The organism is Methylobacterium phyllosphaerae (assembly GCF_001936175.1).
GTDB lineage: Bacteria > Pseudomonadota > Alphaproteobacteria > Rhizobiales > Beijerinckiaceae > Methylobacterium > Methylobacterium fujisawaense.
This window is the reverse complement of the sequence record NZ_CP015367.1, coordinates 5,237,293-5,258,097: the sequence shown is the minus strand read 5'-3', so window position 1 is coordinate 5,258,097 and position 20,805 is coordinate 5,237,293. Positions and strand designations below refer to the sequence as shown.

Annotated in this window: 17 protein-coding genes and 3 tRNA genes; 13 read left to right on the top strand and 7 right to left on the bottom strand. The window is 70.0% G+C overall.

Annotated features, from left to right (window positions below; translation table 11 throughout):
* Positions 1 to 4: 4 nt before the first annotated feature.
* Positions 5 to 184, bottom strand: a complete 180-nt coding sequence (locus MCBMB27_RS24045) for a hypothetical protein (protein ID WP_043350277.1) — start codon at positions 182 to 184, stop codon at positions 5 to 7.
* A 318-nt stretch (positions 185 to 502) separates the two neighbouring features.
* On the opposite strand from MCBMB27_RS24045, the gene MCBMB27_RS24040 reads away from it, so the two are divergent.
* A complete protein-coding gene (locus tag MCBMB27_RS24040; protein WP_236952802.1) occupies positions 503 to 1,441 on the top strand; it encodes an alginate O-acetyltransferase AlgX-related protein in 939 nt (312 codons plus the stop codon).
* Between the two features lie 174 nt (positions 1,442 to 1,615).
* Here MCBMB27_RS24040 and MCBMB27_RS24035 read toward each other — a convergent pair whose 3' ends face one another.
* The 4 genes from MCBMB27_RS24035 to aroA all read right to left on the bottom strand — a co-directional run bounded on the left by MCBMB27_RS24035 (position 1,616) and on the right by aroA (position 4,257).
* Positions 1,616 to 1,897, bottom strand: coding sequence for a hypothetical protein (locus MCBMB27_RS24035; RefSeq protein WP_043350305.1), 282 nt, complete (start codon positions 1,895 to 1,897; stop codon positions 1,616 to 1,618).
* A gap of 185 nt (positions 1,898 to 2,082) precedes the next feature.
* Positions 2,083 to 2,158 (bottom strand) — tRNA-Lys (locus MCBMB27_RS24030).
* Between the two features lie 105 nt (positions 2,159 to 2,263).
* A complete protein-coding gene (gene cmk / locus MCBMB27_RS24025) occupies positions 2,264 to 2,902 on the bottom strand; it encodes a (d)CMP kinase (protein WP_051044950.1) in 639 nt (212 codons plus the stop codon).
* 5 nt (positions 2,903 to 2,907) lie between these two features.
* The gene (aroA, locus tag MCBMB27_RS24020; protein ID WP_075381439.1) at positions 2,908 to 4,257 is read right to left on the bottom strand and encodes a 3-phosphoshikimate 1-carboxyvinyltransferase; all 1,350 of its coding nucleotides are present in this window, start codon (positions 4,255 to 4,257) and stop codon (positions 2,908 to 2,910) included.
* Between the two features lie 291 nt (positions 4,258 to 4,548).
* On the opposite strand from aroA, the gene MCBMB27_RS24015 reads away from it, so the two are divergent.
* The 3 genes from MCBMB27_RS24015 to MCBMB27_RS24005 all read left to right on the top strand — a co-directional run bounded on the left by MCBMB27_RS24015 (position 4,549) and on the right by MCBMB27_RS24005 (position 5,294).
* Positions 4,549 to 4,935: a TIGR02300 family protein gene (locus MCBMB27_RS24015; protein ID WP_075381438.1), complete on the top strand. Its 387-nt coding sequence runs from the start codon at positions 4,549 to 4,551 to the stop codon at positions 4,933 to 4,935.
* 152 nt (positions 4,936 to 5,087) lie between these two features.
* Positions 5,088 to 5,163, top strand: a tRNA-Ala gene (locus MCBMB27_RS24010).
* Positions 5,164 to 5,218: 55 nt separating this feature from the next.
* Positions 5,219 to 5,294: transfer RNA gene (locus MCBMB27_RS24005), tRNA-Ala, on the top strand.
* Positions 5,295 to 5,413: 119 nt separating this feature from the next.
* On the opposite strand, the gene MCBMB27_RS24000 is transcribed toward MCBMB27_RS24005, so the two are convergent.
* The gene (locus MCBMB27_RS24000; RefSeq protein ID WP_043354596.1) at positions 5,414 to 5,902 is read right to left on the bottom strand and encodes an Lrp/AsnC family transcriptional regulator; all 489 of its coding nucleotides are present in this window, start codon (positions 5,900 to 5,902) and stop codon (positions 5,414 to 5,416) included.
* A 207-nt stretch (positions 5,903 to 6,109) separates the two neighbouring features.
* Here MCBMB27_RS24000 and mdeB point away from each other — a divergent pair, with 207 nt between their 5' ends.
* The 5 genes from mdeB to MCBMB27_RS23975 all read left to right on the top strand — a co-directional run bounded on the left by mdeB (position 6,110) and on the right by MCBMB27_RS23975 (position 13,509).
* On the top strand, positions 6,110 to 8,797 hold the full coding sequence (gene mdeB, locus MCBMB27_RS23995; RefSeq protein WP_053608889.1) for an alpha-ketoglutarate dehydrogenase: 2,688 nt from the start codon (positions 6,110 to 6,112) through the stop codon (positions 8,795 to 8,797).
* Between the two features lie 241 nt (positions 8,798 to 9,038).
* Positions 9,039 to 10,415, top strand: a complete 1,377-nt coding sequence (locus tag MCBMB27_RS23990; RefSeq protein WP_075381437.1) for a 2-oxo acid dehydrogenase subunit E2 — start codon at positions 9,039 to 9,041, stop codon at positions 10,413 to 10,415.
* Between the two features lie 11 nt (positions 10,416 to 10,426).
* Positions 10,427 to 12,136: a dihydrolipoyl dehydrogenase gene (gene lpdA / locus MCBMB27_RS23985; protein WP_053608908.1), complete on the top strand. Its 1,710-nt coding sequence runs from the start codon at positions 10,427 to 10,429 to the stop codon at positions 12,134 to 12,136.
* A 338-nt stretch (positions 12,137 to 12,474) separates the two neighbouring features.
* Positions 12,475 to 13,062: a hypothetical protein gene (locus MCBMB27_RS23980; protein WP_043381805.1), complete on the top strand. Its 588-nt coding sequence runs from the start codon at positions 12,475 to 12,477 to the stop codon at positions 13,060 to 13,062.
* Positions 13,063 to 13,098: 36 nt separating this feature from the next.
* A complete protein-coding gene (locus MCBMB27_RS23975; protein WP_043353773.1) occupies positions 13,099 to 13,509 on the top strand; it encodes a DUF2147 domain-containing protein in 411 nt (136 codons plus the stop codon).
* Between the two features lie 432 nt (positions 13,510 to 13,941).
* Here the strand turns inward: MCBMB27_RS23975 and alaS are convergent, their stop codons facing one another.
* Complete coding sequence (gene alaS / locus MCBMB27_RS23965) at positions 13,942 to 16,620, bottom strand: alanine--tRNA ligase (protein ID WP_075381436.1); 2,679 nt, start codon at positions 16,618 to 16,620, stop codon at positions 13,942 to 13,944.
* A 229-nt stretch (positions 16,621 to 16,849) separates the two neighbouring features.
* Here alaS and MCBMB27_RS23960 point away from each other — a divergent pair, with 229 nt between their 5' ends.
* The 4 genes from MCBMB27_RS23960 (at position 16,850) to MCBMB27_RS23945 (ending at position 20,783) form a co-directional block, all read left to right on the top strand.
* Positions 16,850 to 18,016: a transglycosylase SLT domain-containing protein gene (locus MCBMB27_RS23960; protein WP_043760503.1), complete on the top strand. Its 1,167-nt coding sequence runs from the start codon at positions 16,850 to 16,852 to the stop codon at positions 18,014 to 18,016.
* A 119-nt stretch (positions 18,017 to 18,135) separates the two neighbouring features.
* The gene (locus MCBMB27_RS23955) at positions 18,136 to 18,732 is read left to right on the top strand and encodes a response regulator (protein ID WP_078947027.1); all 597 of its coding nucleotides are present in this window, start codon (positions 18,136 to 18,138) and stop codon (positions 18,730 to 18,732) included.
* Between the two features lie 225 nt (positions 18,733 to 18,957).
* A complete protein-coding gene (locus tag MCBMB27_RS23950; RefSeq protein WP_075382087.1) occupies positions 18,958 to 19,887 on the top strand; it encodes a transglutaminase family protein in 930 nt (309 codons plus the stop codon).
* 77 nt (positions 19,888 to 19,964) lie between these two features.
* Positions 19,965 to 20,783, top strand: a complete 819-nt coding sequence (locus MCBMB27_RS23945; protein ID WP_075381435.1) for a transglutaminase-like domain-containing protein — start codon at positions 19,965 to 19,967, stop codon at positions 20,781 to 20,783.
* Positions 20,784 to 20,805: the final 22 nt, after the last annotated feature.

Sequence of the window (20,805 nt, the reverse complement as noted above, 5' to 3'; positions counted from 1 at the left end):
CGGCTCAAGTCGCCAAGGTCGCCATGAGCATCAGTCCGAATGCCGGGAGCGTCAGCGCCAGGATGGCCAGGGCGTCGAGCGGTGCCGGCCGGCTCGCGGCGAGCCAGCGATGCTCGGCGAACTTCTCGGCTGCGAAGCCGAACAGAACCAAGCCGCAACCGATGAACGTGACAAGCGCGGACATGACCCGGCCCCTTTGCGGAACGCCGCACGGAAGCGTGCGCCTGCCCGGCAGTACCCGCCGCGGAGGCGTAAAGTTTCACCGCAGGTCCGCCGATCGCGAAAATCACCACCCGGGCGCCTACGGGTCCCTGCACTCCGGACACGACCGCAGGGCGGCGCCGCGCCGGCATCTCCACCGTAGACCCGTGCCGAGCGCGTGCCCTCAGGGTCAGGGGGTTGCAATCCCGCGCAGATCCGTCGAGGCGGAAGCAAGCGGCATCGTTGAGGATTGTCGCAGGCAGCGGGGGGACTTCGACCTGTGAAGGCGAGCGGCAGCGGCGTGGCTGTGGGACATGAGGGCTGGTTGTACTGGGTCGGGCGCGCCGGCGAGGTGGAGGCCTTCTACGGCGACACCGCGACCTCGCGACGGATCCTCAGACGCTGGACCCGGCTGATCGGGCACCGGGCACGCCGCCTGGACGCCCTCGGAATCCGCCACGTGCATACCGTCGTCCCCGACAAGCTGGCGATCTATCCCGACCTGCTCGGCCGCCCCTTTCCGGGGCTCGACGACCCGCCGGGCGTCCGCCTCGCCCGATCGGTCGCCGCCGACAGCGGAGCTCCGATGGCAAATCTGCAGACGCCACTCGTGGCCGCGCGGGACGGCGAGCCGGTCTACCTGCGGACGGACACGCACTGGACCTATCGCGGCTATCTCATCGCCTATCGCGCCTTCTGCGAAGCCCTGAACGCACCGGTGGCGGACCATGTCTTTGCCGGCACCAGCACCCGCGAGACCTTCACCTTCGATCTCGGCGAGAAGCTCGTCCCTCCGGTCGACGAAGCGTATGTGGCTTACGATTTCCCGCGCCATGCCGAACGGATCGACGCGAACGCGCTGGTCGAGGTTCGCGAGTCCGGACGCGCCGTGCGACCGCGCGGTCTGTTCGTCGGGTCGCGGGTCGTGCTGCAGAACAAAACGGCCCCTGATCCGCGGCGCGTAATCCTGTTCGGCGATTCCTACATCTATAGCCCGGGGGCGCGTCTCACCGCCATGCTGGCCGAGACCTTCCACGAGGTGCACGCGATCTGGTCCGCGAATATCGACTGGCGCTATGTCGAGGCGGTTCGGCCGGATGTCGTGATCTTCGAGATCGCGGAGCGTTTCCTGCGGCAGGTCCCCAACGACAGGATCCACATCGATCGCTTCGCAGAGGCCCGAGCGCGCCGTGCCGTCCGCCCGACCCTCCGCGAACAGATCCGGCGCTGGCTGCGGTGAGACGATCACGCGGACGCCATCGTCGGTTTTGGCTGCCCCATACGATGGCGCCAACCCCGAGGTCTCGCATCATCGACTCGGCGCACCCGGCCGGTTCATCGATGCGGCGGTGAAAAACGGCGAGAGCCCCGTCGCGGGGGCGACGGGGCTCTGCGTCAAAATCCGTGGCTCGGCTCAGTAGCCGGAGCCGTAGTAACCCGGACCCCGGCTCAGAGCGCCCGCCGCAACGGCTCCGGCGGCCGCACCGGCGATGCCGAGACCGACCGCAGCCCCGGTCGAGATCCCGCGATGACGACGGTAGCCGTAATCCCGGCGCGGGCCGTATCCGCGATGATATCCGTGGCCGTATCCGTAGCCGTGATGCCGCCCGTAGCCATAGCCCTGCGCGTCCGCGCTGGTGGCGCCGAGAGCTCCGATGGAGAGGCTCAGGGCGGAGATGAGTGCGAGCTTTCGCATCGATGAATCCTTCACGGTTACGTTGGGGCCCCAACCCAATACGCCGCAAAGAGGTTCCACCGTAGGTTCTGCGAGCGTCAGCGCAATCGGCAACGCACCGTCAATCTGAAAGGGAATGCCCGTCAACGACCGCGGGCGGTTCGCCGTTGCCGATCAGCCGCGTCCGATGGGGATCACCGAGGGTGTGGTGAGCGCGCTGGGACTCGAACCCAGGACCTACAGATTAAAAGTCCGTTGCTCTACCAGCTGAGCTACGCGCTCGCGTCCCGGGCCGATCGCGGTGGCCCGTCGGGGACGGCGCGTCCGCAATAGGTGAGCGGGCCCGGGGGGTCAACATAAGGGACGTGGACAATCCTCAATCCGCCCTCAATCCGCGTCGCCGCGGCTCTGCTCCACGATGCCCCGGGCCTCGGCGAAGGCCGCGTCGGCATCGAGTTCCGTGGTGTCGAGCCGGATCGCGTCGTCGGCCATGCGCAGGGGTGCGGCGCTGCGAGATGCATCCCGGGCGTCGCGGGCTTCGATGTCGGCGAGGATCGTCGCGAAGGTCGCCGACTCACCGCGGCCGACCAGTTCCCGGTGGCGGCGGCGGGCGCGCTCCTCCGAGGACGCCGTGATGAACAGCTTCACCGAGGCCCCGGGGCAGACCACCGTGCCGATGTCGCGCCCGTCGAGCACCGCCCCCTGCGGATCGGCGGCAAAGCGGCGCTGCCAGGCGAGCAGGCCGGCCCGGACTTCCGGCACGGACGAGACGCGCGAGGCCGCCTCGCCCATGGCCCGGTCGCGCAGCCGCGGGTCGTCGAGCTTGCCGGCATCGAGGGCCTGGGCCGCCTGCGCCGCGGCCGCGGCATCCTCCAGCGACAGGCCTGCATCGAGCAGGGCCATAGCCACGGCCCTGTAGAGGAGCCCGGTGTCGAGATGCGGCAGGCCGTAATGATCGGCCAGACGCTTGGCGAGCGTGCCCTTGCCGGATGCGGCCGGTCCGTCGATCGCGATGACGAGCGGCATGCCGGTCACGCCTCGATCCGGCCGCCGAGGGCCTGCATGGTCGGAAGGAAGCTCGGGAAGCTCGTGGCGATCATCGCGCCGTCATCCACCGTGACCGGGTTCCGTGCGGCGAGCCCCAAGACGAGGAACGCCATGGCGATGCGGTGGTCGAGATGCGTCGCGACCGTTCCGCCGCCCGGCGCGGCGGCGCCGTCGCCCTCCACCACGAGGTCGTCGCCCTCCACCGCGTGGCGGACGCCGTTGGCGGCCAGCCCCGCCGCCACGGCGGCGAGGCGGTCCGATTCCTTGACCCGCAGCTCGTGCAGGCCGTTCATCCGGGTCCGGCCCTCGGCGAAGCTCGCCGCCACCGCCAGCACCGGGTACTCGTCGATCATCGCGGGCGCCCGCTCGGCCGGGACGTCGACGCCGGTCAGGCGGCTCGCGCGCACGCGCAGGTCGGCCACGGTCTCGCCGCCCTCCTCCCGCTCCGCCACGCGCTCGATCTGCGCGCCCATCTCCAGGAGCGTCGTAATCAGCCCGATGCGCAGCGGGTTCATCATCACGCCTTCGATGACCACGTCGGAGCCGGGGACGATCAGCGCCGCCACCAGGGGGAAGGCCGCCGAAGACGGATCGGCCGGCACCACGACATCGGTGCCGCGCAGGGTCGGCTGGCCGGTCAGCGCGACCTTGCGGCCGTGGCCGCCGGGACCATGCGGCTCGACGACGACCGTGGCGCCGAACAGGCGCAGCATCCGCTCGGTGTGGTCGCGGGTCGCGGCCGCCTCGATCACGGTGGTGACGCCGGGCGCGTTGAGGCCGGCAAGCAGCACCGCCGACTTGATCTGCGCCGAGGCCGCCGGGGTCTCGTAGGTGATCGGGATCGCCTCCTTGGGGCCCCGCAGGGTCAGGGGCACGCGGCCGCCCTCGGCTTCGGCCAGGACCTGGGTGCCCATCCGGGTGAGCGGGTCGAGGATGCGGCGCATCGGCCGCGAACGCAGGGAGGCGTCGCCGTCGAAGGTCGCGGTCACCGGCTGCCCACCGACCACGCCCATCATGAGGCGGGAGCCGGTGCCGGCATTGCCGAAATCGAGGACGTCGGCGGGATCGCCGAGGCCCCCGATGCCGACGCCCCGGACCCGCCAGCGTCCGGCCCCGAGGCGCTCGACGCCCGCGCCGAGCGCCTTCGCGGCGGCGGCGGTCCGCAGGACGTCATCGCCCTCCAGCAGCCCTTCGACCCGCGTCTCGCCCTGGCTGAGCAAGCCGAGGATCATCGCCCGATGCGAGATCGACTTGTCGCCGGGCGGCCGAAGGCGTCCGCGCAGCGGGGTGCCCGGCGCGGCGGTGAGGGGCTGTGGAGTCGAATCGTGCGACACGGGACGTCCGTTCGGGCTCTGACGAGTGGGCCTGGATCCGGCGCGTCGCGCGGCTCAGCCGCGGCGCTGCAATCGGACGGTGAAATCGCCGGGCGGTTAACACGGGTACCGGCCGGCGTCATCAATCCGATGTCTTCGTCGATCCTCCGGGCGATCCTCCTGCCGATCCTCCCGCCGATCCTCCGTAGGACGCGGCCCGGAACGCCCTGCTCGGGCTCGATTGACAGGGGCCGCCACCGCGACTAACGGGGCCCCTCCCCCGAGACAGAACTGACGACGAGGTGTCCGCCCGTGGCCCGACCGGAACTTGGCTTGAAGCGCCAGTGCATGAGCTGCGGCGCGAAGTTCTACGACCTCGCCCGAGATCCCGCCGTCTGCCCGAAATGCGGCGCGGTCTATCAGGCGGTGGCCACCTCGAGCCGTGCAGCGCCTCCGGCGCTGTCGCGGAGCGCGGCCAGCAACGACGATGAGGACGAGACGGACGAGAAGGGTCCGGAGCTGGTTTCCCTCGACGAGGTTGAAGCCGCCGAGGACGATGCGGATCCGACGCCCGAGGACGATTCGGTCGAGGACGGGGATACCGCCGACGACGACACCTTCCTGGAGGAAGAGGACGCCGGCGACGACGATGTCTCCGACCTGATCGACGGCGATATCGAGAACGACGAAGAGGGCTGAGGCGGTCGTCGCCTCCCCGATGAAAAACCCCCGGCGGCAGCGAAAAAGGGGGTTGAGTCCGCGGTGCGAGCCGCCTATAGAACCGGCCTCGCCGGACGCGATTTAGACCGGCGAGACCCCGCGGGACCCAACCCGCGGCGGATGCTAAAAGTGGGGCCTTAGCTCAGCTGGGAGAGCGCTTCCATGGCATGGAAGAGGTCATCGGTTCGATCCCGTTAGGCTCCACCATCCCACTCTCGCGTGACGCGGCCCTCCACGGGACGCGAAATGCAGTGAAAATTATGGGGCCTTAGCTCAGCTGGGAGAGCGCTTCCATGGCATGGAAGAGGTCATCGGTTCGATCCCGTTAGGCTCCACCATTCATCTCGCGCGCGACGCGGCCCATCGCGGCCTGCGTACCTGAGAACGAGACTTTCCAGATTTCGCCGTCGCGAGCGGACCCCGCTGCCACTGATGCACCGTGGGCGGCCGCGTCCGGTCAGCGGGTCAGGTGCCCGAGCGGCAGCGCGGTCGCGTACTTGACCTGCCCCAGGGCGAAGCTCGATCGGATGTTGGCCACCCCGGGGATCCGCGTGAGGTGGTCCAGGACGAGCTTCTGGTACTGGCCGAGATCCTCGACTACGACCCGCAGCATGTAGTCGGCCTCGCCGCTCATCAGATAGCACTCCATCACCTCGGGGCGGTTGCGCACCGCCTCGTCGAAGGCCTGGAGCGCGGCCTGGGTCTGTTTCTCGAGCGACACGTGGACGAACACGTTGACCGCGAGCCCGAGGCTCAGCGGGTCGACCACCGCCACGCAGCCGCGGATCACCCCCGCCTCCTTCAGGTCGTTGACGCGGCGCCAGCACGGCGACGTCGACAGGCCCACCCGCTCGGCGAGATCCGCGATGCTGATCTCGCTGTCCTGCTGCAGACATTCGAGAATGCGCAGGCTCGCGGCGTCGAGGGGGGCCGGTCGTGCGGGCATCGGTTCGGTCTCCAATCTGGCCGCCGCGAAGCGCAGCTTCCGACGACGACGGGCGAGGCGCTCCGGCCTCGCGACAGAGGCATATTTTGCCGCCTATCGCCCAAATCGCGGAATATCAATCCGGATACCGCGCGATGGAAGCAAATCTTCGGCATGTCCCGCCGTCCCGATCCCCGTATGATCGGGGGAATAAGGGAGGCCGCGTCGATGAACGCCATACCGCCGAAAGCCACGATCGCGCGGTCCGCCGAGGTCGATCACGACCCGGCCGAGACCCAGGACTGGCTCGCCGCGCTGGAATCCGTCTTCCGCACCGAGGGTGCGGCCCGGGCGCGGTTCATCCTCGACCGCCTGGAGCGGCGCTCGAAGGAGATCGGCATCCTCGACGAGGCCCTGCCCTACTCGCCCTACCGGAACACGGTTTCGCTGGAGAAGCAGCCGCGCTACCCCGGCGATCTCGACATCGAGGAGCGCCTGACCTCGATCATGCGCTGGAACGCGCTCGCCATGGTGGTGCGCGCCAACATGGCCTACGGCGAGCTCGGCGGCCACGTGGCCAGCTACGCCTCGGCGGCGGAGCTGTTCGAGGTCGGCTTCAACCACTTCTTCAAGGGCGGGACGGACGGCGACCTCGTCTATTTCCAGCCGCACTCGGCCCCCGGCGTCTACGCCCGGGCCTTCCTCGAAGGGCGGCTCTCCGAGGAGCAGCTGAAGCACTACCGCCAGGAGATCGCCGGCGACGGTCTGTGCTCCTATCCGCATCCCTGGCTGATGCCGGATTTCTGGCAGGTTCCCACCGGCTCGATGGGCATCGGGCCGATCCACGCGGTCTATCAGGCGCGGTTCATGCGCTACCTCGCCGACCGGGGCCTGGCCGACACGTCCGGCCGCCACGTCTGGGGCGTGTTCGGCGACGGTGAGATGGACGAGCCCGAGTCGATCGGCGGCCTCGCACTGGCGGCGCGCGAGAATCTCGACAACCTGACCTTCGTCATCAACTGCAACCTGCAGCGGCTCGACGGCCCGGTGCGCGGCAACGGCCAGATCATCCAGGAGCTGGAGAGCCTGTTCCGCGGCGCGGGCTGGAACGTCATCAAGGTGCTGTGGGGTTCGGAGTGGGACGGGATCTTCGCCCGCGACACCAACCACGCCCTGCTGCGGCGCTTCGCCGACACGGTGGACGGCAAGTACCAGACGCTGGGCGCCAAGGACGGCGCCTACAACCTCGCCCACTTCTTCGGCGAGGATCCGGAGGTCCGCGAGCTCGTCGCCCACATGTCGGACGCCGATGTCGACCGGCTGAAGCGCGGCGGCCACGACTTCCGCAAGCTCTACGCGGCCTTCGCCGCCGCCAAGGCCACCAAGGGCCGGCCGACGGTGATCCTGGCCAAGACCAAGAAGGGCTACGGCATGGGCGGCGCGGGCGAGTCGCGCATGACCGCCCACCAGGCCAAGAAGCTCGACGTGGACGCGCTGCGCGCCTTCCGCGACCGGTTCGCCCTGCCGCTGTCGGATGCCCAGGTGGAGGGTCTGGCCTTCTACAAGCCGGCCGAGGACGGCGCCGAGATGCGCTACCTGCGCGAGCGCCGCGAGACGCTCGGCGGCGTCCTGCCGGCCCGCCGCCGCACGGCGCCGACCGTCTCGGTGCCGGCCCTCTCGACCTACGCGGGCTTCGCGCTCGAAGCGGGCGGCAAGGAGATGTCGACCACCACGGCGGTGGTGCGCCTGTTCGGCAACCTCCTGAAGCACAAGGATCTCGGGCCGCGCATCGTCCCGATCGTCGCCGACGAGGCCCGGACCTTCGGCATGGCCAACCTGTTCCGGCAGGTCGGGATCTACGCGCCGCAAGGCCAGCTCTACGAGCCGGAGGATGCCGGCTCGATGCTCTACTACCGCGAGGCCCGGGACGGTCAGCTCCTGGAGGAAGGCATCACCGAGGCCGGGGCGATCTCGTCCTGGACGGCGGCGGCCACGGCCTACAGCGTCCACGGCCTGTCGATGCTGCCGTTCTACATCTACTACTCGATGTTCGGCTTCCAGCGGGTCGGCGACCTGATCTGGGCGGCGGCCGACCAACGGGCCCGCGGCTTCCTGATCGGCGCCACGGCGGGCCGGACCACGCTGGGCGGCGAGGGCCTTCAGCACCAGGACGGGTCGAGCCACATGCAGGCGGCCGCGATCCCGAACTGTCGGGCCTACGATCCGGCCTTCGCGTACGAGATGGCGGTGATCGTCGACCGGGGCGCCCGGGCGATGATGGAGGAGGGTGAGGACGCCTTCTACTACCTCACCGCGATGAACGAGAACTACGCCCAGCCCTCCATGCCGCAGGGGGCGGAGGCCGGGATCCTGAAGGGCATGTACCGGCTGTCGGGGCCGGAGGCCGGGCAAGGGACGGGCGCCGCCGCCGTGCGGCTCCTCGGCTCCGGGGCGATCCTGCCGGAGGTGATCGCGGCGGCGGAGCTGCTTGCGCAGGATTTCGGCGTCGCCGCCGAGGTGTTCAGCGTGACGAGCTTCAGCGAGCTGGCCCGCGACGCCCGCGAGGCCGAGCGGCAGGCGATGCTCAACCCGGAAGCCGAGGCGCCGGTCAGCCACGTGGCGGCGCTGCTGCCGGGCACGGCGCCCATCGTCGCGGCGAGCGACTACGTCCGGGCCTACCCGCAGCTGATCGCCTCCTATGTCGGCGCGCGCTTCGTCGCCCTCGGCACAGACGGGTTCGGGAGGAGCGACACCCGCAACGCGCTCCGCCGGTTCTTCGAGGTCGACCGGCAGCACGTGGTCATCGCGGCGCTGCACGCCCTGGCGGAAGCCGGGACGGTGCCCCGCGCCACGGTGGCGGACGCGATCCGCCGCTACGGCATCGCGGCGGACGCGCCCGCACCCTGGACGATCTGAGGCCAACCGGCGAACCCACCCGCGACCTATTCCTTAAGTGCGCGCGCAGCGCGCCTCGAAGGAGCTCTCCAGCCGGCCGTGCGATCCCTGGAGCCCTCCTTCGAGGCCTCCGCTGCGCTCCGGCGCCTCAGGATGAGGGCGTGGCTGGGAGATCCGGCGCGTCGACGACATCGCGCCTCTCTTCCCCTGCCCGCACGCGGACAGGCCGTCACAGCCTTCCAGCAACCGGAATTCCACCCGCATGAGCGCCGCGCTGCAGATCGCCCTTCCGGATATCGGCGACTACCGGGACGTGCCGGTCATCGAGCTTCTGGTGAAGCCCGGCGACCGCCTCGCGGTGGACGACCTGATCCTCAGCATCGAGTCCGACAAGGCCACCATGGAGGTTCCCTCCCCGGTCGCCGGCATCGTCCGCGAGTGGCTGGTCTCCGTGGGGTCGAAGGTGTCGGAAGGAACCCCGATCCTGACGGTGGAGCCCGCGGAGGGCAGCGGGGCCGCACCGGTGCCGGACGCCCCCCCCGCTGCCGCGGCCGCGTCGTCCCCCCAGCGGAGCGCGGTTCCCCTTTCCCGTTCGGAAGCGGGACAGGATGAGGGATCAGGGTTGTCCGGAGACGGCGCACCCCTCACCCCAACCCTCTCCCGGACGGGAGAGGGAGCCGGTCGCGCTTCGCCGGAGCCGATACAGGCCGAACCGATCCAGGCGACCCGCAGCGCTGTGCATGCCAGCCCGTCCGTCCGCCAGCTCGCCCGCGAGCTCGGCGTGGAGCTGGACCGCGTCGCCGCCACCGGGCCCAAAGGGCGGATCCTGCGCGAGGACGTACACGCCTTCGTCAAGGCGGCGCTCGGCGCGTCGGTCCCGGCGCCCGCCGCCGCGTCCGGCATCGGCGCCGGCCTGCCGCCCTGGCCGGACGTGGACTTCGCCAAATACGGCCCGGTCCGGCGCGAACCGCTGTCGCGCATCCAGAGTCTCTCGGGGGCCAATCTCAGCCGCAACTGGCTCACGATCCCGCACGTGACCAATTTCGACCGGGCCGACGTCACCGAGATCGAGTCGTTCCGGGTCGGCCTGAACACGGAGACCCGCACGCCGCCCGCGAAGGTCACCATGGTGGCCTTCCTGATCAAGGCGGCGGCCTCGGCGCTGCGCGCCTACCCGCGCTTCAATTCCTCCCTGGCGGGCGGCGAGCTGGTCCTGAAGGACTACGTCCATGTCGGCTTCGCGGTGGACACGCCGAAGGGCCTGATGGTGCCGGTGGTGCGCGACTGCGACCGCAAGGGCCTGATCGAGATCGCCACCGAGATGGCCGCGATGGCCGAGAAGGCCCGGGCAGGAACCCTCCCGGGCTCGGACATGCAGGGCGGCTGCTTCTCGGTCTCGTCGCTCGGCGGCATCGGCGGCGACGGCTTCACGCCGATCATCAATGCCCCCGAGGTCGCGATCCTGGGCGCGGCGCGCTCGCGCACCGAGGCGGTGTGGGACGGCAAAGCCTTCCAGCCGCGCCTGATCCTCCCCTTGAGCCTCTCCTGGGACCACCGCGTCGTGGACGGCGTCGCCGCCGCCCGCTTCCTCGGCCATGTGGCGTCGGTCCTCTCGGACCTCCGCCGCGCCCTCCTGTGACCGCCACCGCCATGCCCGAGACCCTCGACATCCGCGTCCCCGATCTCGGGGATTACGCCGACGTGCCCGTCATCGAGATCCCGGTGGCGCCCGGCCAGCCGGTCGCAAAGGACCAGACCCTGCTGGTGGTCGAATCCGACAAGGCGACGCTGGACATCCCCTCCCCGGCAGCGGGCCGCCTCGTGGAGATGCTGGTCGGCCTCGGCGACGCGGTCTCGGCCGGCACCCTCGTCGCCCGCCTTACGGTGGAGGCGCCCGAGGTGCGCACCGAGCCGGCACCTGCGCCGGCCCCCGCCGCGCCGCCACCGAAGCCGCAGGCGGAGGCGGGCTGCGACCTCCTGGTGATCGGCGGCGGACCGGGCGGCTACTCGGCCGCCTTCCGGGCCGCCGATCTCGGGCAGCGGGTGATCCTGGTGGAGCGTGACGCGACCCTCGGCGGCGTCTGCCTCAACGTGGGCTGCATTCCCTCGAAGGCGCTGCTCCACGTGGCTGCAGTGACCGAGGAGGCCGTCCGGCTGGCCGCGCACGGGATCAGCTTCGGCGCTCCGACGGTCGACCTGGAAAAGCTCCGGAGCTTCAAGGCCGGCACCGTCCGGCGCCTCACGGACGGCCTCGCCCAGATGGCGCGCCAGCGCAAGGTCGAGGTGATCCGCGGGACCGCACGCTTCACGGGCCCGAGCGCGGTCTCGGTGGCGCTGCATGGTGGCGACACGCGCGACGTCACCTTCGCCAGCGCCATCGTGGCCGCGGGCTCGTCGCCGGTGGCCCTGGCGATGCTGCCGGACGATCCCCGCATCGTGGATTCCACGGGGGCGCTGGAGCTGCCCTTTGTGCCGCGCCGGTTGCTGGTGATCGGCGGTGGCATCATCGGGCTGGAGATGGCGACCGTCTACAGCGCACTGGGCGCCCGGGTCGACGTGGTCGAACGCCTGCCGAACCTGCTGGAGGGCGTCGACCGGGATCTCGTGGCGGTCTGGATGAAGCGGAACGCGCACCGCTTCGACCGGATCCGCACGGGTACGGAGGTGATGGCGGCAGAGGCGACACCGGAGGGCATCGCCGTATCGATTGCTGGCGAGGCCGAGCCGCAGACCTACGACCTCGTGCTCCAGGCCGCGGGGCGTCGTCCGAACGGCGCGAACCTGGGCCTCGACGCCGCCGGCGTGGTGCTGGATGGCGGCTTCGTGCCCGTGGACGCGCAGATGCGGACCAACGTGCCGCATATTCTCGCCATCGGTGATCTCAACGGGCAGCCAATGCTCGCCCACAAGGCCGTCCACCAGGGGCACGTGGCCGCCGAGGTGGCCGCCGGCCACAGGGCCGGCTTCGATGCCGCCGTGATCCCCTCGGTGGCCTACACCGATCCCGAGATCGCCTGGGTGGGCCTGACGGAAACGGCGGCCAAGGCCTCGGGGCGGGCCGTGGAGGTCGCCCGCTTCCCCTGGGCGGCCTCGGGCCGGGCCATCGCCAACGGCGCCGATTACGGTCTGACGAAGCTGCTGTTCGATGCGCAGACCAAGCGCGTTGTCGGCGGCGCCATCGTCGGCCCGAGCGCGGGCGACATGATCGGCGAGGTCGCGCTGGGAATCGAGATGGGCGCCGATGCCACCGACATCGCCCGGACCATCCATCCCCATCCGACCCTCGGCGAGACGATCGGCCTCGCGGCCGAAGCCGGCCTCGGGCTCTGCACCGACCTGCCGCCGGTCGGGCGCCGGTAGGATCATCTTCGCCAGGGGACGGGTCCGCCAGGCGGCGGGCAGCTCGACGGATGGACGCGTCTTGTATAGATCTTGGCCCGCGTCGCCGACTCGGCCAGGAAACAGCCCAGTCAGCACGTTCTGCCGGGCCTCGACGCCGCGGCGATCGGCGAAGACCTGGTATTTCGACTGGGAGGACATGGCTCGAGATGCTGTGGCACACCGGAAAGTCTTTCCGCCATGCCCTCTGTATTTCGCCATACTTGGCACGGGATCGATCGACGCGCGACGGCCGTCGAACCCGGCAGCCCGCATTCCGCCGGTGGGCGCTGCGCGTGGCTCTGGCGGCGCTTGTCCCGATGACCGGGTCACCAAGCTCTGCGCGCGATGGGGCGTCCGTGTCCGGTCCTGCCGCCGCGCCGGCGCCGGCTGAAAGCCCGCAGGCGCTCATCGCCTCGCTGCGGAGCCGCATTCTCGCGGCTCACAGCGCGACCTTCGCCCTCGAAAGCTGGTGTGCCGACCACAAGCTTGCGGGGGATCCTCACCTCGTCGCCGAGCGGATACCGGTGGCGGACAAGCCTCTGACGGCGGTGCAGCGGGCGCGGCTGGCGATCGGGCCGGACGAGCCCGTGCGCTATCGCCGGGTCCGCCTCGCCTGCGGCGACCGCGTCCTGTCGGAAGCGGACAATTGGTATGTGCCCGCACGCCTCACGCCGGAGATGAACGCGACGCTGGACAGCACGCGGACGCCCTTCGGCCGGGTCGTGCGTCCCCTCGCCCCGGTTCGCGACACCGTCGCGGTTCGCGCGCCGGACCAGCGCACGGATCCGGGCCCCGACGATCCGCTCTTCGAGATCGATGCCGTGCTCTCGACTGCCGCCGGCGAGCCGTTCTGCGAGGTGGTCGAGACTTATCTGGGCAGTGCGCTGCCCCGAGCATCGCGCTAAGTACCCATCCGCATTCTGGACAGGAGAGGACCAGGGATGGGTTCGAGGCTTCGTCGCTCGATTCTGACACTGCTCGCGATGGGCACGGCGTGCGGTCCGGTTCTGGCGGCCGACCCGGCTGGCTTCTGGCTCACGGAGACCGGCAGCTCCCGCGTTCGGATCACGCCCTGCGGGAGCGGCTTCTGCGGGACGATCGTCAGCGCACCGGGGAAGGGACTCGACGCGAAGAACCCGGATCCGGCCTTGCGCGGTCGCAGCGTCGTGGGCGTTCAGATCCTCGACGCGCGTCAACCCCAAGGCGGCGGCTACTCGGGTTCCCTCTACAATCCGAACGACGGCAAGACCTATTCCGGTTCGCTGAAGCTCACGGGCCCGGATACGCTCGAAGTCTCCGGTTGCGTGATGAGCGTATTCTGCAAGCAGCAGACCTGGACGCGCGTCAAATAACCGAGGCCCCCGCAGGCCGGCGCCGGCGCTGCAACGATGCAGGATCGGGTCTGCGCCGCTGAGGTCGCGTGGGTCAGAAACCGAAACGGGGGCTTCGTGACCCAGCCCCTCCTCGCCCGCCTCGTTGGCCTGCCCGCCCTCGCGCCGGACCCAGTCCAGGCACAGTCGCGCCCGCGCCTCGGGCGTTGTGAGTAAGCAGAGCGACGCTACCGGTAACGCCGCGACCGGGACCTACTGCCCGACCAATCGTCTGGGCGACAGGATGGCGACCGATCTGGCCGCAGCGGGCAACGCCAATCCCCCGTCGCGGGCGACACCGCAGGGCGGCGGCGTCGGCGGAAACACGTAAGCCGCCGAGGGCGGGACCCCGACCATCCCGCCGCTCGCCTCCACGGCCGCACCGGAGACGGCGCGGTTCCTTGCGGGCGCGTCTCAGGCCGCTTCGGTGAGAGCCTGCGCGATGGCGTCAAGGGCGGCCTCGGCTCCGGCTCCGTTCGGCCCGCCGGCCTGCGCCATGTCGCGCCGGCCTCCGCCTCCCTTGCCGCCGAGCGCGCCCGCTCCAGCCCGCACGAGCCCGACGGCATCGTAGCGACCGGTCAGGTCGTCGGTGACGCCAACGACCAGACCCGCCTTGCCGTCCGGCGCGACGCCGACCACCGCCACGATGCCGGAGCCCAGACGCTTCTTCTCCTCATCGACGATCGGCTTGAGGTCGCGCATGTCGAGCCCTTCCACCACCGAGCGGCGGAAGGCCACGCCGCCGATCTCAGTTTGCTGAGCGCCCGAGCCCGGACCACCCTCGCCGCCCATGGCGAGCTTCCGGCGGGTCTCGGCCAGTTCACGCTCCAGGCGCCGCCGATCCTCCATCAATGACGTCAGACGATCGGGCGCCTCGGAGACTGGAGCCTTGAGAATGCCGGCCAGCGCCGCCAGGGTCCGGGCCTCCTCGGCCCGATGATGACGCGCCGCGTCGGCCGTAAGAGCCTCGATCCGGCGCACGCCGGCCCCCACCGCGCTCTCGCCCACGATGGTGATCGCTCCGATGTCGCCGGTGCGCCCGGCGTGGGTGCCGCCGCATAGTTCGACCGAGAAGGTCTTCGGCCGGCCCTGCGCGGCCTCCTCGTCGATCGGCAGCCCCATCGAGACCACCCGCACCTCGTCGCCGTACTTCTCGCCGAACAGCGCCCTGGCGCCCGACGCGATGGCGTCGTCCACGGCCATCAGCTTGGTCACGACCGGCGCGTTCTGCAGCAGCACGGCGTTGGCGATGTCCTCCACCCGGGCGAGTTCATCCGCCTCGATGGGCTTCGGGTGGCTGATGTCGAAACGCAGACGATCGGGGCTCACGAGCGAGCCCTTCTGCGCGACGTGATCACCCAGCACCTGCCGCAGAGCCTCATGCAGCAGATGGGTGGCCGAGTGGTTGGCCCGGATCGCCTTGCGGCGGACATGGTCGACCTTGAGCTCTACCGGCTGGTCGAGGCCCAAGCTTCCCTCCTCCACGGTCACGTAGTGGACGAACAGGTCGCCGAGCTTCTTCTGGGTGTCGGTCACCCGCGCCCGCACGCCCGGCGCCAGGATCAGGCCGGTATCGCCGACCTGGCCGCCCGATTCCCCGTAGAACGGCGTCTGGTTGACGAGGATGAGGCCGGTCTGGCCGGCGTCAAGGCTCTGCACCTCGGCGCCGTCGCGCAGCAGCGCCGTGACGATGCCCTCGGCCGTCTCGGTCTCATAGCCCAGGAACTCGGTGGCACCGACGCGCTCGCGCAAGCCGAACCACACCGTCTCGGTGGCCGCCTCGCCCGAGCCCTTCCAGGCCTCGCGGGCCGCCTGCTTCTGACGCTGCATCGCCGCCGAGAAGGCGTCGGTATCGACGCCGATGCCACGGGCCTTCAGGGCGTCCTGCGTCAGGTCGAGGGGGAAGCCGTAGGTATCGTAAAGGGTGAACGCGGTCTCGCCGGAGAGCTTGTCGCCCTGCTTGAGATCGCGGCTCTCGGCGTCGAGGATCGTCAGGCCCCGCTCGAGGGTGCGGCGGAAGCGGGTCTCCTCCAGCTTCAGGGTCTCGGCGATCAGGCTCTCGGCCCGCATCAACTCCGGATAGGCCTGGCCCATCTCGCGCACCAGCGTCGGGACGAGGCGGAACATGGTGGGCTCGCGGGCGCCCAGGATCTCGGCGTGGCGCATGGCGCGGCGCATGATCCGCCGCAGCACGTAGCCGCGCCCTTCGTTACCGGGCAGCACGCCGTCGGCCACCAGGAAGGAGGCCGCCCGCAGATGGTCGGCGATCACCCGGTAGGATGCGAGCGTTGCCGGCTCCGGCGCCCGCGACACGGCGTGGGCCACGGCGTCGATGAGGGCGCGGAACAGGTCGGTGTCGTAGTTCGAGTGGACGCCCTGGAGGATCGCCGCCATGCGCTCCAGGCCCATGCCGGTGTCGATCGACGGCCGCGGCAGCGGGTTGCGGACGCCCGGCTCCAGCTGCTCGTACTGCATGAACACGAGGTTCCAGAACTCCAGGAACCGGTCGCCGTCCTCGTCCGGAGAGCCGGGCGGCCCGCCCTGCAGCGCCGGACCCTGGTCGATGAAGATCTCCGAGCAGGGACCGCAGGGGCCGGTATCGCCCATCTGCCAGAAATTGTCGGAGGTCCCGATCCGGATGATCTTCTCGTCCGGGAAGCCGGCGATCTTCTTCCACAGGCCGGCGGCCTCGTCGTCGTCGGCGTAGACGGTGACGAGGAGCCTGTCGGATTTGAGGCCGAATTCCTTCGTGATCAGGGTCCAGGCCAGCTCGATCGCCCGGTCCTTGAAATAGTCGCCAAACGAGAAGTTGCCGAGCATCTCGAAGAAGGTGTGGTGACGTGCCGTGTACCCGACATTGTCGAGGTCGTTGTGCTTGCCGCCGGCCCGCACGCATTTCTGCGCCGTCGTCGCCCGGTCGTAGGCGCGCTTCTCCATCCCCGTGAAGACGTTCTTGAACTGCACCATGCCGGCGTTCGTGAACATGAGCGTCGGATCGTTCTTCGGCACGAGGCTCGAGGAGGGCACGACCTCGTGTCCCGCCTTGGCGAAGTAGTCGAGGAAGGTCGACCGGATCTCGTTGACGCCGCTCATCGGGGCTGACTCTGGCAGGACGGACGGGAAAGGGCGGCCGCGCGTCATCCGCCCGGCGCCCGCATGGCGCCCTCTTAAGGAGGGATGCCGCGCGAGTCACGGGCGGCCTGCCCCGAAATCTCCCCGGGACGCCGCAACTCGGCCACAAGCACGGCCGTGTTGTCGCCACATCTGTCAAGCGATGGTGAGTCCGTAGCGCCACAACGGCGTGTGGAGAGTCGGGATAACGATGCAGGGCCGCACGGTCGGATCGCCGAGGACCATCACCGGCAAGCAGAGCCATTTCGGCTCGAACCGCGCCGACGTGATCGCCGCACAGCCCATGCTGGGCCGTGCCCATGGCAGCCGCCCCGCGCTGTTCCGCTCGCTGCTCACCGTGTCGATGATCGCCGGCGGCCTCAGCGCCGCGCTGATCGGATCGGGCGTGGATCTCGCCAAGGTCGGCCTGTCGCCGGCCGTGTCCACGGCGGAAGCCGCTACCGAACTCCCGATGCCGCGCCCGCGCATCCACACAGTCGCCCTGAATACCGAGCTCGACCAGACGCCGCTCCGCGCCGCCTCCAGTTTCGCCCCCGTGCACGATCTCGACACCGATCTCGGCTCCAACACGGTCGACCGCGTGTCGTACGACTTCCTTCTCTCCGAGAGCGCCGCCGGCGACCCCAACGACATTCTCGAATTCGGCCCGATGAAGATCCGGCGCCACTTGGTGCAGACGATCGTGCGGGCGGCCCAGGCCGTTCAGACCGATCCGGTGCTGCTGATGGCAGTTGCCGACAAGGAGTCGAGCTTCGTCACGGCCGTTCAGGCCAAGACTTCCTCGGCGACGGGCCTCTTTCAGTTCATTGAGCGGACCTGGCTCGGTGTGGTCCGCGACTTCGGGCCCAAATACGGGCTGGAGAAGGAGGCCGCGTCGATCACGTCCGACGCCAACGACCGGCCGGTGATCGCCGATCAGGCGGAACGCGCCCGTGTGCTGGAGCTGCGCCGCGACCCGTACCTGTCGGCCCTGATGGCCGGCGAGATGCTGAAGCGCGACGCCGCCCGCATCGCCCTGCGCATCGGCCGCGAGTTGACCCTCGGCGAGGTCTACCTCGCCCACTTCCTCGGGCCGGACGATGCCGGGGAGTTCCTCGCCAACGTCGTGAACAAGCCGGCCGCCGCCGCGGCGGCCCTGCTTCCGGGCCCGGCCCGGGCCAACCGCTCGATCTTCTTCGCCGCCGGGCGCTTCGTCGGGCGCGGACGTCACCGCAAGCCGATGAGCCTGTCGGTGGCACAGGTCCACGAGAAGTTCGAGGCGATGATGAGCACCCGCGGCACGCGCTATCAGAACGTCCGCGAAGTGTCCGGGATCATGGCTTACGCCGACGCCGACCTGGGCCTCGCCACGCCGTAACGGGCGGCGGGTGCGATGCGGGATTCCCAACGTCGCGCGCAACCAGGGGCGGATTGCCGACTTTCCTCCTCAAGCGCCGCCTCCTTGAGCGGCACGACGTTCGACTTCGGGGGAAGTCCTTGAAAAAGCACGGAACGAGCGCGCCCCTGCCGCTCAATGACACGCTGTCGCCAGGTATTCCTCTCGACCAGATCGGTCAGACACTGGCGTCGTTCTACGATGATCTGGTGTCCGAGGGCATGCCGGAGCACCTCGCCGCGCTGGTGCGCCGCGTCCGGCAGACCGAGGACGACAGGGTCGCCGCAGCCGGGCCGGTCGCCGTGGCGGCCGAGACCGATCCGCGGCGCGTCGCCCTCGTCGTCGAGGACGATCCCGCGATTCGGGCCTTGGCCGAGACCCTGCTCGAAGAGACGGAACTCGACGTGGTCGGCTGCGACAGCGCCGAGGCTGCGCTGTCGGTCCTTCAGGCACGCGGCGGCGACGTCGCCCTGGTCTTCGCCGATGTCCGGCTGGCCGGCCATATGGACGGCCTCCAGCTCGCCCGCGCGGTGGCGACCTTGTGGCCGCGGGCCCGGCTGGTGATCACCTCCGGGCACGGCCTGCCGCGGCCGGAGATGCCGCCCGAGGCCGTGTTCATCGCCAAGCCCTGGCGCCCCCTGGACGTGCTGGTCGAAGCCGAGCGCGCCACTTCCGATCCGGCCCCTCCGGTCGTTTGAGAGCCGGCGGCCTCCCCCGAGCCCGTTCATCGTCGCTCTCGAACCATCCGGCAGAGCCCGGACGCGTCACCCGCGCCTGACGGCAGGGCCGGAAGTCCGGACGGATCGTGAGCCCGGATCTGCGCGGGCCGTCGGACCCGTATCGTCGCTGCACGATGCGGACCGGGAAGGCCCGGCCCTTGCATGACCGCCGGTCGTGTCGGCACGAGCCGGGAGACTGTGACGTTGCCGATCCTGTCTGTCCGCCACCGCACGACTTACCGGTATCGACGGCCGGTCGCCTTCGGTGAGCACCGGATCATGTTCCGGCCGCGCGACAGCTACGATCAGCGGTTGATCGCGGCGACCCTCGACATCACGCCCGAACCGGCCTCCCAGCGCTGGCTGTTCGACGTGTTCGGAAATTGTGTGGCCGTCACGACCTTCGACATCCGCGCCGAAGTCCTGACCTTCGATTGCGGCATCACCCTCGACCACACGCCGGAACACGCGCCGGTGTTCCCGCTCGCACCGCACGCGACGCACTATCCGTTCGGCTACGGTGCCGAGGACATGCCGGATCTCGCCCGCTCGATCGAGCGGCAATGGCCCGACCCGCGCCACGAGGTCGATGCCTGGGCGCGAAGCTTCCTGCCGCCTCAGGGACGCATCCCCACGCAGGAATTGCTGGCCGCCATGACGCGCAGCGTACGCGCGAACTTCACCTATCTGGCCCGTGCCGAGAAGGGCGTGCAGGATCCGCTGACGACGCTGCGCACGAAGCTCGGATCCTGCCGGGACTTCGCCGTGCTGATGATGGAGGGCGTGCGCGCGCTGGGCATGGCCGCCCGTTTCGTCTCCGGATATCTCTACAATCCCCGGAACGACCGCGCCCGCCACGTCGGCGGCGGCTCCACCCATGCGTGGCTGCAGGTCTACCTGCCGGGCGCGGGCTGGGTCGAGTTCGACCCGACCAACGGCATCGTCGGCAACCGCGACCTGATCCGCGTGGCGGTGGCCCGCGACCCCGCTCAGGCCGTTCCGCTGCACGGCTCCTTCTTCGGCCTCAGCAGCGACGATCTCGGCATGCGCGTCGATGTCAACGTGGTGGAATTGCCCGCCGACGGGACGACGGCCCACAGCCTGCAAGGGCTGCCGACGCCCCTCGCGCGTTGAGCACGGGTGAGCATCCGGATCCGGGACAGGCATGCGCGGCGAGTGCGCGCGGAAGGCGACAGAGCAAGGTGGCCGCGATGAAGATCAGGACGGGTTTCGAGATTGCGTTCACGCTGTCGCAGCCAACACCGATGATTTTGATGCTCAGCGTCCATCCTTCACGGATGCAGGACGTGACGACCCCGAATGGAATCGGCTTCGATCCGCCGCTCCAGGCTCGCGAATACCGCGACGCCTTCGACAACATCTGCCACCGGATCGTCGCGCCGCCCGGACAGCTGACGATCTCGACGGACCTCACCGTTCACGATACGGGGCTGCCCGATCCGGTCGTGCCGGAGGCCCGCCAGATCCCGGTCCAAGATCTGCCCGACGATGTCCTGATCTTCCTGCTGGGCTCGCGCTATTGCGACACCGACAGGCTCTCGCAGACGGCGTGGTCGCTGTTCGGCACCACGCCGGAGGGCTGGGCACGCGTCCAGGCCATCGTCGATTACACGCACGAGCGGATCCGCTTCGACTACCAACGCGCCGATGCCACGAGGAGTGCGCATGACGCCTTCATGCAGCGCGAGGGTGTCTGCCGGGACTTCGCGCATCTGGCGATCGCCCTGTGCCGGTGCATGAACATCCCGGCGCGCTATGCCACCGGCTATCTGGGCGACATCGGCGTGCCGAAGGATCCGGCGCCGATGGACTTCTCCGCGTGGTTCGAGGTCTACCTCCACGGGCCCGACGGGCCGCGCTGGTACACGTTCGACGCCCGCCACAACCGGCCCCGGATCGGCCGCATCGTCATGGCCCGCGGCCGCGACGCCACCGACTGCGCGATCTCGACCAATTTCGGCTACGCCCACCTCGCACGGTTCGACATACACACCGACGAGGTGACCTGAGCAAGCCGCGGGCCCTGGCACG